Genomic DNA, 12,674 nt, shown 5'->3' on the forward strand with positions numbered 1-12,674 from the left:
CCCAGGAGGACCCGCCCATGTCCAGTGCTCTCGACCTCGCCGGAGTCCTCCGCGACACCCCGCCCGACGAGCTGGTGCGGAGGCTCGCCCCGCGGCTCGTCCGCGCCTCCTCGGTGAACGACGCCTTCGACCTCGCCGACACCCTCCTCGACCCCTCGTCCGTCCGTGACGCGCTGACGCGCCTCGACCGGACGGAGCTGCTCGTGCTCCAGGCGGCCCGCGTCCCGGGCGACGCCGATGCGCTGGCCGCGCGGCTCGACACCGTCTTCGACGTCGACAGCGACGGCGTGCGGGCGGCCGGCGACCACCTCGTCGACCTCTTCCTCGCCGTCCGCACCGGCGACTCCCTCAGCACCCTCGACGCGGTGGGCGAGCGGCTCGACGACGACCCCGAGCTCTCCCCCGCGCGGCTCGGCGCCGTGCACCCGCCCGTCGTGCTCGAGAGCGTCGGCGACGTCGACCGCGCCGCCGTCGACGCCCGGTCGGCCGAGCGGCTCTACGCCGTGGTGATCGAGGTCGCCGAGATCCTGCGCGCCCTCGACCGCTCGCCGGCCCGCGAGCTCGCCAAGGGCGGGCTCGCCCTGCCCGAGACGCGCCGCCTGGCCGAGGCCGCGCACCTCGACGTCGACGACGTGCCCGTCGTGCTCGCGATCGCGGCGCGGGCCGGGCTCGCCGCCTCGGGGCCCGACGGCTACGCGACCACCGCCGACGCCGTCGACTGGCTCGCCGCCTCCTGGCCCGACCGCTGGGAGCAGCTCACCCGGGCGTGGCTCGCGACCCTGCCGACCGAGATCCTCGCCGTGCTGTCGCAGCGGGTCGAGACGTCGTGGGGCGAGCCCCTGGCCGAGTTCACCGCGTGGGCCTACCCGGCCGGAGGCGCGTGGATCGGCGAGCGCCTCGCCTCCTTCGAGCGGGCGGCCCAGCTGCTCGGCCTCACCTCGGGCGGCTCGCCGACCTCCGCCGCCGTCGCGCTCTTCCGCGAGGGGCCCGAGGCCGCGCGGGCCCGCGTCGCCGAGCTCCTGCCCGACGCGATCGACGAGGTGTACCTGCAGCACGACCTCACCGTCGTCTCGCCCGGCCCGCTCGCCCCGGCGCTCGACGCCCGCCTCCGCGTCGTCGCCGACGTCGAGAGCGCCGGCCTCGCCGCCACCTACCGCATCACCGAGGGCGGCATCCAGCGGGCGCTGACCCGGGGCGAGACGGCCGACAGCCTGCGCGAGTTCCTCTCCGGCATCTCGCTCTCGGGCATCCCGCAGCCGCTCGAGTACCTGATCCAGCAGTCGGCCGAGCGGCACGGGCGCTTCCGCGTCGCCGCCGCCGACCCCGCGGCCACCGACCTGCCCGAGGGCACGGCCTCGGTCGTCAGCGCCGTCAAGCGCTCCGACGTCGACACCCTCGAGGTCGACCACGCGCTCTCGCCCCTCGGGCTGCAGCGGCTCGACGGCCAGCGCGTCGCCAGCCGCTTCGAGCGCGAGACGGTGTTCTGGGCGCTCAGCGACGAGCGGTACCCGGTCGTGCTGGTCGACCCCGACGGCGACGAGTCGGCGCCGCCGGTGCGCCGTCGCCCGCGGCGACCGGCCCCGGTCGAGGCCCGCGACCCGCTCCGCGAGATGGTCGAGCGCCTCCGCGAAGCCGGCGCCGCGGCGGCGTCGGGCGGCAGCCCCGAGACGACCGACCGCGCCTGGATCGCCCGGCAGCTCGACGCCGCCGTGAAGGGCCGGCTCACGGTCACCGTGACCATCGCCATGCCCGACGGCAGCACCACCCACCTCGAGATGGAGCCCACCGGCATCGGCGGCGGACGCGTCCGGGGCCGCGACAAGAAGTCCGACGTCGAGCGCACGCTGCCGCTGTCGCACGTCGTCGCGGTGTCGAGCGCCACCTGAGCCGGCACCGGGCCGCTCCCCGTCACCCTGTGAGCGGTGTCGGGGGCCCCGCCTAGACTCGATCCTCATGACCGGCCCCCTGATCGTGCAGAGCGATCGAACCGTCCTGCTCGAGGTCGCGCACCCCGACGCAGGCGACGCCCGCCACGACCTCGCGGTCTTCGCGGAGCTCGAGCGTGCCCCCGAGCACGTCCACACCTACCGCATCACCCGACTCGGCCTCTGGAACGCCCGGGCCGCCGGCCACACGGCCGACGACATGCTCGGCACCCTCGAGAAGTACTCCAAGTTCCCGGTGCCGCAGAGCGTCAGCGTCGACATCGCCGAGACGGTCGCGCGCTACGGCCGCATCGTGATCGAGCGCGACGACGAGGGCGCCCTCGTGCTGCGGGGCACCGACTCCTCGGTGCTCAGCGAGGTCACGCGGGCCAAGAAGGTCGGCGAGCTGCTCGGCGTCCGCCGCAGCGACACCGAGTGGGAGCTCCTGCCCTGGGCCCGCGGCGAGGTCAAGCAGCAGCTGGTCAAGCTCGGCTGGCCCGCGGAGGACCACGCCGGCTACACCCCCGGCACCCCGCACGCGATCGAGCTCGACCCTGACGGCTGGGAGCTCCGCGGCTACCAGCAGCAGGCCATCGACAACTTCTTCGAGGGCGGCTCCGGCGTCGTGGTCCTCCCCTGCGGCGCGGGCAAGACCCTCGTCGGGGCGGGCGCGATGGCGAAGGCCGGCACGACGACGCTCATCCTCGTCACGAACACCGTGAGCGCGCGCCAGTGGCGCGACGAGCTCCTCAAGCGCACCTCCCTGACGGAGGACGAGATCGGCGAGTACTCGGGCTCCGTCAAGGAGGTCAAGCCGGTCACCATCGCGACGTACCAGATCCTCACCGCCCGACGCGGCGGCCAGTACACGCACCTCTCGCTGCTCGACGCCCTCGACTGGGGCCTCGTGGTCTACGACGAGGTGCACCTGCTCCCCGCACCGGTCTTCAAGCTGACCGCCGAGCTGCAGGCCCGGCGGCGGCTCGGCCTCACCGCGACGCTCGTGCGCGAGGACGGCCGCGAGAGCGACGTCTTCAGCCTGATCGGCCCCAAGCGCTTCGACGCCCCGTGGAAGGAGATCGAGGCGCAGGGCTACATCTCGCCGGCCAGCTGCTACGAGGTGCGGGTCGACCTGCCCCAGCACGACCGGCTCGAGTACGCCGCCGCCCCCGACGACGAGCGCTACCGCCTCGCCGCCACGGCGCCCGCCAAGCTCGACGTCGTCTCGCACCTGGTTCACCGCCACGAGGGCGAGCAGATCCTCGTCATCGGCCAGTACCTCGACCAGCTCGACGAGCTCGCCGCCGTGCTCGACGCCCCGACGCTCACGGGCGCGACGCCGATCGACGAGCGCGAGCGGCTCTTCCAGGCGTTCCGCGACGGCGAGCTCAAGGTGCTCGTCGTGTCGAAGGTGGCCAACTTCTCCGTCGACCTGCCCGAGGCGACCGTCGCGATCCAGGTCAGCGGCTCCTTCGGCTCCCGGCAGGAGGAGGCCCAGCGCCTCGGTCGCCTGCTCCGCCCCAAGAAGTCCGGCCTGCCGGCGTCGTTCTACACGCTCGTCAGCCGCGACACGGTCGACCAGGAGTTCGCGCAGAACCGTCAGCGCTTCCTCGCCGAGCAGGGCTACAGCTACACGATCCTCGACTCCCCCGCGCTGGCGGCATGAGCGACGCGCACGACCTGTCGCTGGGCGACGACGAGCTCTGGCGCGACAGCCTGCGGCGGGTGTTCCTGGCCGACCAGTCGGCGACGGCGACCTTCGGACCGCTGGTCGCCTCCCTCGACCACGACGCGCTGGCGTTCGTCGGCCAGCAGGCGCGCGTCGCGGAGTGGGACGCCTCGGTGGTCGTCTCGGTCGAGCGCAGCTACGAGGTGCAGGGCGGGCTGCACGCCGGCTCCGTGCTGAGCGTCGTCACCTGGAGCCCCGACCCCGAGGTGCTCGAGCGCTCCGACCTCCTGGCGGGCTCGCCGGTCAAGGACCACCTCTTCGCCGGCCTGAGCGCCCTCGGCGAGCTGGACGACGCGGAGGAGGCGCGGGTCGTCTCGGCCCCGGTCGAGGCCTTCCCCGGGTGGCAGATCGCCCGCGCCTCCGGCTACACCGCCGTCCTCGAGCACCGCGACGGCGTGGCCTTCACCCTCGCCGTGCCCGACGAGCTGCTCGAGCTGACGACGCGCATCGCGCTCGTGCCCAACACGGACTGGCCCGGCGAGCACACGGCCCGGTGAGAGTGGGCACGCTGCGCTCACCCGGGTGACTCGCGCTCGGCTCACAGACAACACCGAGGAGGCGCGCAGATACTTGCGTGCATGAGTGACGGCCCCAAGATCCTGATCGTCGACGACGAGCCCAACATCCGCGACCTGCTGACCACGAGCCTGCGCTTCGCCGGCTTCGCGGTGCGAGCGGTCGGCAACGGCGCGCAGGCCATCTCGGCTGTGCTCGAGGAGGAGCCGGACCTGATCATCCTCGACGTGATGCTGCCTGACATGAACGGCTTCGGCGTCACCAAGCGCCTTCGCTCGTCGGGCTACACCTCCCCCATCCTCTTCCTCACCGCGAAGGACGACACGGAGGACAAGATCACCGGCCTCACCGTCGGCGGCGACGACTACGTGACGAAGCCGTTCAGCCTCGACGAGATCGTGGCGCGCATCAAGGCGATCCTGCGCCGCACCATGAACGAGGACGAGGACGCGATCATCCGCGCCGGCGAGCTCACCATGGACCAGGACACCCACGAGGTCACCATCGGCGACACGGCGATCGAGCTCAGCCCGACCGAGTTCAAGCTGCTCCGCTACCTGATGCTCAACCCGAACCGCGTGCTGTCGAAGGCCCAGATCCTCGACCACGTCTGGGAGTACGACTTCAACGGCGACGCCGGCATCGTCGAGAGCTACATCTCGTACCTGCGACGCAAGCTCGACCAGTTCTCGGCCGAGCCGATCATCCAGACGAAGCGCGGCTTCGGCTACATGCTCAAGGCCGCCAAGGCCTGATCGGCCAGCGCGCCGCCCCGCCGGCGTCGCGCGTCCCGCTCCAGCACTCTCCCGGGCGCCTGGGGGCCTCACCGGCTCCCAGGCGCCTCGCGCTAGATTGACCCCTCTATGCACGCACGCCTGTCGCAGTGGTGGAACGAGATCTCCATCCGCACGAAGATCACCGGCATCACGGTCACGCTGGTGACCCTCGGGCTGCTCGTCGCCGGCCTCGGCACGATGACCGTGCTGAGCACGTACCTCTACGGCCAGGTCGACATGTCGCTCGAGGCCGCGGCCAAGGGCTTCACCGGCGCGACGCCGAACACGACGAACGCGCAGTCGTGCACCGTCACGTTCGGCGACACGCGCAGCAGCTACGTCGCCCTGTACCGGGCCGACGGCACCCAGATCTGCGACAACAGCGACGAGCTGGCCGCGGGCACGGCCCCCGACCTCTCGTCCGTGCACATCCCCGCCGACGAGACCAACGACGAGGCCGAGAGCGTCTTCAACGAGGCCCACGACCAGCAGTGGCGGGTCTTCGCCTACAACACCACGCTGCAGACGACGTCGGGCGGGTCGGTCGAGCGCATCGACGCGACCATCGTCACCGGCACGAACCTGGCGGTCACCACGGCCCTGATCGGTCGATTCAGCGGCATCTTCCTGGGCTTCGGCGTCTCGGTCGTCGTTCTCGGCGCCGCGCTCACCCGCCTGCTCGTCACCTCGACCTTCTCCCCGCTGCGCGACGTCGAGGCGACCGCGGCGCGGTTCGCGGACGGCGACTTCAGCCAGCGGCTCGACTCGACGACGCCGAACACCGAGGTCGGGCGCCTCAACCGCTCGCTCAACTCCATGCTCAGCCGGATCGACAGCGCGTTCGACGACCGGGCGCGCACCATCGACCAGATGCGACGGTTCGTCGGCGACGCGAGCCACGAGCTGCGCACGCCCCTCGTCAGCCTCCGGGGCTACGCCGAGCTCTACCGGATGGGCGCCCTCACGAAGCCGGAGGACGTCGCCCAGGCGATGGACCGCATCGAGAAGGAGGCGATCCGCATGGGCGTGCTCGTGCAGGACCTCCTGGCGCTGGCCCGCCTCGACGAGTCGAAGCCGCTCGAGCTGGGCCCGGTCGACCTCGTGACGATCGCCCGCGACTCCGCCCTGGACACCATGGCGTCGAACCCCGACCGCGACATCGCGGTGGTCGTGCACGACCCGGTCGTGTCGGAGACCGGCGAGGAGGCGCCCGTCGGCCCGGACGCGCCCGCCAGCGTCCCCGAGACGGCCCTCGACCCCGGGGCGACGGGCCCCGTGTCGTTCGCGGGCGCGACCCTCGCCCGGCTGCGCAGCCTGCGGGCCCGCGCCACGCGGGCCGCCGACGAGGCCGCCGCCGGCACCGGTGACGGCACGGCCGGCCACGGCCCCGAGGCGCCCGCCGTCGTGCTCGGCGAGGAGAACAAGCTGCGGCAGGTGATCACGAACCTGATGGGCAACGCGATGCGCTTCACGGAGCACGACAGCCCCATCGAGCTCGTGGTGCAGTCCGACCCGGGCCGGGGCGTGGCGACGATCGACATCGTCGACCACGGTGAGGGGATCCCGCCGCAGATCCGCGAGAAGATCTTCCAGCGCTTCTGGCGCGCCGACTCGTCGCGCACCCGTGACACCGGCGGCTCGGGCCTGGGGCTGGCGATCGTGTCGGGCATCGTGGCGGCTCACCGGGGCAGCGTCGACGTCTTCGATACCCCCGGGGGCGGAGCCACCTTCCGCGTGGCCCTGCCGCTCTTCCCCGAGAACGGCGTCCCGCCCGAGACGCCGGCGACCGGCGTGCCCGGCCAGGCCCCCGCCTCCCCCGGCTCCGTCACGCTCGCGTAGCCCGCGCTCCGCCCGATGCGTCTCGCTCGCGGCCCCCGGCGCGCCTACCGCCCGCCCGCCCCGCGGCCCTCCGCTCCGTCTCGGTCGCCTAGCCAGCGCTCACCGCTTGCCCGACCCGCGCCTCCCGGCTCGTGGTCTCGTAATTTGAGAGGGATCGGGCGATCGAACGCTGGGGATCGCCTTGATCTGGCCGACGCTCGACGGATCGCTCGCGTTCTGCGGCGCAACCGCTCGGGACGGCAGACCCACAGCCCAGGATCACTCTCAAATTACGAGCCCCGCCCCGAGCGACTGGCGGAGGCGGGGAGGCGCGGTGGCGGGCAGCCGGGAACCGCCCTGGACTGGCCGACGAGCGACGAATTGCTCGCGTTCTGCGGCGACCCCGGGAACGCCGAAGGGCGGCTCCCCCGGAGGGGAACCGCCCTTGAGCGTGGAACCGTTCGGACTAGAAGTCCATGCCACCCGTGGGGTCGCCGGCCGGGGCCGGGTTCTTCTCGGGCTTCTCGGCGACGACGGCCTCGGTGGTCAGGAACAGACCAGCGATGGAGGCGGCGTTCTGCAGGGCAGAGCGGGTCACCTTGGCCGGGTCGATGATGCCGGCGGCGATCATGTCGACGTACTCGCCGGTCGCGGCGTTGAGGCCGTGACCGATCGGGAGGCCGCGGACCTTGTCGGCGACGACGCCGGGCTCCATGCCCGCGTTGAAGGCGATCTGCTTCAGGGGAGCGTCGATCGCGACACGGACGATGTTCGCCCCGGTCGCCTCGTCGCCCTCGAGCTGCAGCTCGGCGAGGGCGGTCTTGCCGGCCTGGATGAGCGCGACGCCACCACCGGCGACGATGCCCTCCTCGACGGCGGCCTTCGCGTTGCGGACGGCGTCCTCGATGCGGTGCTTGCGCTCCTTGAGCTCCACCTCGGTCGCGGCACCCGCCTTGATGACGGCGACGCCGCCGGCGAGCTTGGCGAGGCGCTCCTGGAGCTTCTCACGGTCGTAGTCGCTGTCGGTCGCCTCGATCTCGCTGCGGATCTGACGCACGCGGCCGGCGATCTGCTCGGCGTCGCCGGCACCCTCGACGATCGTGGTCTCGTCCTTCGTGATGACGACCTTGCGGGCACGGCCGAGCAGGTCGAGCGTGGCGTTCTCGAGCTTGAGGCCGACCTCCTCCGCGATGACCTGGCCACCGGTGAGGATGGCGATGTCCTGCAGCTGCGCCTTGCGACGGTCGCCGAAGCCGGGGGCCTTGACGGCGACCGACTTGAAGATGCCGCGGATCTTGTTCACGACGAGCGTGGCCAGGGCCTCGCCGTCGACGTCCTCCGCGATGATCAGGAGCTGCTTGCCCGACTGGATCACCTTGTCGACGATCGGCAGGAGGTCCTTGATGTTGGAGATCTTCGAGTTGACGATGAGCACGTAGGCGTCCTCGAAGACGGCCTCCTGGCGCTCGGGGTCGGTGACGAAGTACTGCGACAGGTAGCCCTTGTCGAAGCGCATGCCCTCGGTCAGCTCGAGCTCGGTGCCGAAGGTGTTCGACTCCTCGACGGTGACGACGCCCTCCTTGCCGACCTTGTCGATGGCCTCGGCGATGAGCGCACCGATGGTGGGGTCGGCGGCGGAGATCGAGGCGGTCGCCGCGATCTGCTCCTTGGTCTCGATGTCCTTCGCGTCGGCGAGGAGCTGAGCGGAGACCGCGGCGGCGGCCTTCTCGATGCCGCGCTTGAGCGAGATGGGGTCGGCACCGGCGGCGACGTTGCGGAGGCCCTCACGGACGAGCGCCTGGGCGAGCACGGTGGCGGTGGTGGTGCCGTCGCCGGCGACGTCGTCGGTCTTCTTGGCGACCTCCTTGACGAGCTCGGCACCGATCTTCTCGAACGGGTCGTCGAGCTCGATCTCCTTGGCGATGGAGACGCCGTCGTTCGTGATGGTGGGGGCGCCCCACTTCTTCTCGAGGACGACGTTGCGGCCGCGGGGGCCGAGCGTGACCTTCACCGCGTCGGCCAGGATGTTCAGGCCACGCTCGAGGCCGCGACGGGCCTCTTCGTCAAAAGCAATGATCTTAGCCATGTGTTACTCGTCCCTCCCGGACGTCATGAAGCAGAGGTACTTGGCACTCACCTGCGGCGAGTGCCAGAGCGATTCTGGCACTCCCACCTTGTGAGTGCAAGCCGTCCGGGCAGGCCCACGGCGAGCCCCCGGACGTGACGCCGCCGCCCGCCCCGGGAGGGCGGACGGCGTCGTGTCGGAGGGGCCGAGGGGCCGAGGGGCGGGGCTCAGGCGAGCCGCACCGACTCCGCCTGCGGCCCCTTGCTCCCGGTGCCCACCTCGAAGACGACCGCCTGGCCCTCCTCGAGCACCTTGTAGCCGCTCATGTCGATGGCCGAGTAGTGCACGAAGACGTCCTGCCCGCCTCCCTCGACCGTGATGAAGCCGAAGCCCTTCTCCGCGTTGAACCACTTGACGGTCCCGTGTGCCATGGTGCTGCTCCCCTTGCTGTGTTCGTACGGCGGCCGGTCGGTGCCGGGGCCGGGTCGACGCAGTGGCCTGCGCACCCGAACGGTGCAGCCTCGCTCGTTCGGGGCGGGGCGGGCGGGCCGTAGGGGGCGACCAAGACCAGATGCTAGTGCGGCCCCCGGCGCCGACGACAGCCCCGAAGGCCGCAGAACGAACCCGCGGGCGCCCGTCGGCCCGATCCTTTACACGCCCGAAACAGAAGGGGCACGAGGAGGCCCCCGAGGAGGCGCGGAGCGGGGCCCCTGCCCCGGTCGCACCGCCCCCGCGCTCGCCCGCTACGACGAGAAGTCGGTGCCGAGCACGACGGTGATGGTCGCCCCCGGGAAGGCCGTGCTCTGCTGCGTCGCGTCGATGCCGAGCGACTCGGCGACGCCGAGCGCGGCCGCGCGGTCGGCGGCCGTGGCGTAGTAGACGGTGGAGGTGGCGGAGCGCTCGGGCGCGTTGCCCTGGCTGCCGACCGTCCAGCCGGCGGTGTCGAGTGTCGTCGCGGCCCGGCCGGCGAGGCCGCTCGTCGTCGTCGCGTTGAGCACGGCGATCGTCGTCGAGGCGGGCACGTCGGAGGGGTCGGCCGCGGTGGCCGTCGGGGTCGGCGTCACGGCGGGCGTCTCGCCGGCGGCGTCGGTCGACCCGTCGGTCGCGGCCCCGTCGCCGTCGGTCGCCTCGTCGGACGGCTCGGTCGTCGCGTCGCCGGCCTCGGCCGAGCTGCTCGCGCTGGGGGCGACGAACTGGAAGCTGTCGTTGAGGACGCCCAGGGCGACCACCCCGGCGCCGACGAGGAGGCCGGTGGCGAGGGCCGCCCAGGCGACGACCACCCAGCCGCGCCCCCGGCGGGGCTCGGAGCGGTGCGCCCCGACCCTCTCCAGGTCGCGGGGCACCTCGTCGAAACGGTCGCGGGGGTACTTCGGCATGGTCTCCGTGGTCTTCCGGGTCAGCGGGGCGTGGGCCCGAACGAACGGTCGGCGCGGGCCCGGGCGCGCTGGTCGCGCAGGCGCTGCAGGCGACCGACCACCAGGGGCGCGTAGGCCAGTGCAGCAGGTCGGTCGATGAGCGAGTTGAGCAACTGCTGATAGCGCGCGACGCCGAGCCCGAGCTCTCGCCGGATCAGCGCCTCCTTCTGGCCCGGCGTGGCCGGCGGCGACTGCTCCAGGTCGAGGATCGCGCGGTCGAGGGTCGACAACGCGCCCGCGCGCACGCCGGTGCCCCTGCTGCCCTCGTCGGTCACGTCCCGCCCTCTCGATCCTGGTCACCATAACGTCGGGGCGGGCCGTGGCCGGGGAGGCGGGGCGCGGTTCGGCCCGTTCAGCCGACGGTCGTGAGGCGGGTGCCGTGGGCGTCGCCGACGGCGAGCGGCCGTCCGTCGAGCGCGAGCACCGCGAAGGCCGACGTGCGCTCGACGAGGGCCGGGTCGACGGCCCCGACGTCGTCGAGCAGGCCGATCCGCTCGTACGAGACCCAGGTGGCGCCGAGCCCCCTGACCGTGTCGACGAACTGCTGTCGTCGTCTGCCCGGCAGGTAGACGAGCGTGCCGGTCGAGACGACGACGAGACGTGCGTCGGCGGGCGCCGTCGCCGCGAGGGCCTCGAGGTCGTCGACGGCGTCGCCGCGGGCGACCCGGGGAGGCGCGGTGCGGGCGAGCGCGACCGCCCGCTCGAGCAGGTCGGCCCGCTCCGTCGCCCCGGGCGGCAGCAGTGCGCGCAGCCAGGCGACGGCCGCGTCGTCGCGGACGTCGACGGGGTCGAGGTCGAGCCCGGCGCGCCAGACCACCTCCGGCAGCTCGACCGCGCCGAGACCGGTGCCCGCTCCGCCGGGTGCGGCGTCACCACGGCCGTCCGTCACGTCCAGCGTCAGCTTCACGGGGCTCTGCGGGTCGCCCCAGCGGACGTCGCCCGCGCGGTACGAGACGAGGTCGGGCAGGAGGCAGAGGCCGGCCGAGGCCCCCACCTCGAGCAGCGCGACCGGCTCGTCGAGGCGGGCCAGGGCGAGCGAGACCGGGCCGCTCCGGCGCAGGTCGTTCGTCTGCACGGCGCGTCGGCCGAGCTCCGCGACCACGGCGTCGGCGTGGTCGAGCAGCCAGCTCCGGAGGCGCGGCCAGGGCCCCGGGGGCGCATCCAGCCACCGGCACGTCGCGAGCACCAGGACGGGCTGGCGCCGCGACTCCGGCGCCCTCTCGACGACGGCCAGCGCGGCCTCGTCGGCGGCGAGGCCGGCGGCCAGCTCGGCCCAGCCGGGCGACCCCTCGGCGGCGGCCTGCGCCGAGTAGGCGAGGAAGCGGTCGGCGAGCGTCACGGGCCCGAGTCTAGGGAGCGCCGCGGGGCGTCACCCGGGGAATGGGGCTCAGCGGGACAGTGTTGGATGGGGAGTCCCCGAACGTGTCAGGAGTGCACCCATGACGAACGACAACAGCACGTACAAGGTCGAGAAGACCGACGAAGAATGGCGCCGCGAGCTCACCCCGGAGGAGTACTCGGTGCTCCGCCAGGCCGCGACGGAGCGCCCGTGGACGGGCGAGCTCCTCGACGAGGAGCGCGCCGGCACCTACGCCTGCGCCGCCTGCGGCGCCGAGCTCTTCAAGAGCGGCACCAAGTTCGACAGCGGCTGCGGCTGGCCGAGCTTCTACGAGTCCGTCCGGCCCGACGCCGTCGACCTGATCGAGGACTCCAGCCTCGGCATGGTCCGCACCGAGGTCCGCTGCGCGAACTGCGGCTCGCACCTCGGCCACGTCTTCCCCGACGGCTTCGGCACCCCGACGGGCGACCGCTACTGCATGAACTCGATCTCGCTGTCGTTCACCGAGGGCGACGCCGCCTCGACGGACTCGAAGTGACCGGCGTCGCCGACGCTGCCCGTCGGCGACGGTCACGGTCGAAGGTCACCGACGAGGCCCCGACGCGCGAGCAGCTGCTCAGCTACGTCGAGGCCGCGTCGACGGTGGCCGACCACTCGGGCCTGCACCCGTGGCGCCTGGTCGAGCTGCGCGGCGACGACCGTCGCGTGATCGGCCGGTCGCTGTCGGCGGCGACCGGGGCGGACGAGAAGTCGACCCGCAAGGCGGAGGAGAAGTCGCTCCGCGCGCCGCTCGTGATCGCGGTGGTGTCGTCGCCGGTGGAGAGCCGGAAGGTGCCCGAGTGGGAGCAGGAGTCGGTCGCCTCGGGCGTCGCCCACCTGCTGTCGCTCGTGCTCGACGACGAGGGCTGGGGCGTGATCTGGAAGACAGGGTCGGAGACCCGGCACCCGGTCGTGCAGGCCGCCCACGGGCTGACGGGCGACGAGAAGCTGCTGGGCTGGCTGTACGTCGGGGGCCACGGCGAGCGCGAGGCGAAGCCCCGCCGCCTGCTCGACCCGGCCGACTACGTCAGGCCGCTGACCGCGGGCTGACG

Annotated in this window: 12 protein-coding genes; 7 read left to right on the forward strand and 5 right to left on the reverse strand. The window is 72.9% G+C overall.

The features are described from left to right. Positions 1 to 17: 17 nt before the first annotated feature. The 5 genes from F1C15_RS06275 to F1C15_RS06295 all read left to right on the forward strand — a co-directional run bounded on the left by F1C15_RS06275 (position 18) and on the right by F1C15_RS06295 (position 6,785). Positions 18 to 1,886 carry a helicase-associated domain-containing protein gene (locus F1C15_RS06275; RefSeq protein WP_185233645.1) on the forward strand — a complete coding sequence of 623 codons (1,869 nt, stop codon included), beginning with the start codon at positions 18 to 20 and terminating at the stop codon, positions 1,884 to 1,886. A 67-nt stretch (positions 1,887 to 1,953) separates the two neighbouring features. Next, positions 1,954 to 3,591, forward strand: coding sequence for a DNA repair helicase XPB (locus tag F1C15_RS06280; protein WP_056056974.1), 1,638 nt, complete (start codon positions 1,954 to 1,956; stop codon positions 3,589 to 3,591). After that, positions 3,588 to 4,151, forward strand: a complete 564-nt coding sequence (locus F1C15_RS06285; protein WP_056056976.1) for a hypothetical protein — start codon at positions 3,588 to 3,590, stop codon at positions 4,149 to 4,151. The genes F1C15_RS06280 and F1C15_RS06285 overlap by 4 nt, the downstream gene beginning before the upstream one ends. Positions 4,152 to 4,232: 81 nt before the next feature. Then, complete coding sequence (locus F1C15_RS06290) at positions 4,233 to 4,925, forward strand: response regulator transcription factor (RefSeq protein WP_056056979.1); 693 nt, start codon at positions 4,233 to 4,235, stop codon at positions 4,923 to 4,925. 108 nt (positions 4,926 to 5,033) lie between these two features. Beyond that, on the forward strand, positions 5,034 to 6,785 hold the full coding sequence (locus F1C15_RS06295; protein WP_185233647.1) for a cell wall metabolism sensor histidine kinase WalK: 1,752 nt from the start codon (positions 5,034 to 5,036) through the stop codon (positions 6,783 to 6,785). 445 nt (positions 6,786 to 7,230) lie between these two features. Here the strand turns inward: F1C15_RS06295 and groL are convergent, their stop codons facing one another. From groL to F1C15_RS06320, 5 genes are all read right to left on the reverse strand, one after another. Continuing rightward, a complete protein-coding gene (gene groL / locus F1C15_RS06300; RefSeq protein WP_056056983.1) occupies positions 7,231 to 8,850 on the reverse strand; it encodes a chaperonin GroEL in 1,620 nt (539 codons plus the stop codon). Positions 8,851 to 9,056: 206 nt separating this feature from the next. After that, a complete protein-coding gene (locus F1C15_RS06305; RefSeq protein WP_056056985.1) occupies positions 9,057 to 9,260 on the reverse strand; it encodes a cold-shock protein in 204 nt (67 codons plus the stop codon). Between the two features lie 312 nt (positions 9,261 to 9,572). After that, positions 9,573 to 10,205: a LytR C-terminal domain-containing protein gene (locus F1C15_RS06310; RefSeq protein ID WP_185233649.1), complete on the reverse strand. Its 633-nt coding sequence runs from the start codon at positions 10,203 to 10,205 to the stop codon at positions 9,573 to 9,575. A 20-nt stretch (positions 10,206 to 10,225) separates the two neighbouring features. Beyond that, positions 10,226 to 10,519, reverse strand: coding sequence for a DUF3263 domain-containing protein (locus F1C15_RS06315; protein WP_156370092.1), 294 nt, complete (start codon positions 10,517 to 10,519; stop codon positions 10,226 to 10,228). 77 nt (positions 10,520 to 10,596) lie between these two features. Next, entirely contained in the window at positions 10,597 to 11,583 is a 987-nt protein-coding gene (locus F1C15_RS06320; protein ID WP_185233651.1) for a DUF2332 domain-containing protein, read from the reverse strand. Positions 11,584 to 11,683: 100 nt separating this feature from the next. On the opposite strand from F1C15_RS06320, the gene msrB reads away from it, so the two are divergent. Together msrB and F1C15_RS06330 are read left to right on the forward strand one after the other, a co-directional pair. Beyond that, positions 11,684 to 12,121 carry a peptide-methionine (R)-S-oxide reductase MsrB gene (gene msrB / locus F1C15_RS06325; protein ID WP_056056991.1) on the forward strand — a complete coding sequence of 146 codons (438 nt, stop codon included), beginning with the start codon at positions 11,684 to 11,686 and terminating at the stop codon, positions 12,119 to 12,121. Continuing rightward, on the forward strand, positions 12,118 to 12,672 hold the full coding sequence (locus F1C15_RS06330; RefSeq protein ID WP_056056993.1) for a nitroreductase family protein: 555 nt from the start codon (positions 12,118 to 12,120) through the stop codon (positions 12,670 to 12,672). The genes msrB and F1C15_RS06330 overlap by 4 nt, the downstream gene beginning before the upstream one ends. Positions 12,673 to 12,674 lie beyond the last annotated feature (2 nt).

Origin of the sequence: Frigoribacterium sp. NBH87, assembly GCF_014217665.1 — a bacterium.
Lineage (GTDB): Bacteria > Actinomycetota > Actinomycetes > Actinomycetales > Microbacteriaceae > Frigoribacterium > Frigoribacterium endophyticum.

Coding starts and splice junctions, on each gene's coding strand:
- F1C15_RS06285 (WP_056056976.1), top strand. CDS start 3,588: ATGAGCGACGCGCACGACCTGTCGCTGGGCGACGACGAGCTCTGGCGC.
- F1C15_RS06295 (WP_185233647.1), top strand. CDS start 5,034: ATGCACGCACGCCTGTCGCAGTGGTGGAACGAGATCTCCATCCGCACG.
- F1C15_RS06280 (WP_056056974.1), top strand. CDS start 1,954: ATGACCGGCCCCCTGATCGTGCAGAGCGATCGAACCGTCCTGCTCGAG.
- F1C15_RS06305 (WP_056056985.1), bottom strand. CDS start 9,260: ATGGCACACGGGACCGTCAAGTGGTTCAACGCGGAGAAGGGCTTCGGC.
- msrB (WP_056056991.1), top strand. CDS start 11,684: ATGACGAACGACAACAGCACGTACAAGGTCGAGAAGACCGACGAAGAA.
- F1C15_RS06290 (WP_056056979.1), top strand. CDS start 4,233: ATGAGTGACGGCCCCAAGATCCTGATCGTCGACGACGAGCCCAACATC.
- F1C15_RS06310 (WP_185233649.1), bottom strand. CDS start 10,205: ATGCCGAAGTACCCCCGCGACCGTTTCGACGAGGTGCCCCGCGACCTG.
- F1C15_RS06275 (WP_185233645.1), top strand. CDS start 18: ATGTCCAGTGCTCTCGACCTCGCCGGAGTCCTCCGCGACACCCCGCCC.
- groL (WP_056056983.1), bottom strand. CDS start 8,850: ATGGCTAAGATCATTGCTTTTGACGAAGAGGCCCGTCGCGGCCTCGAG.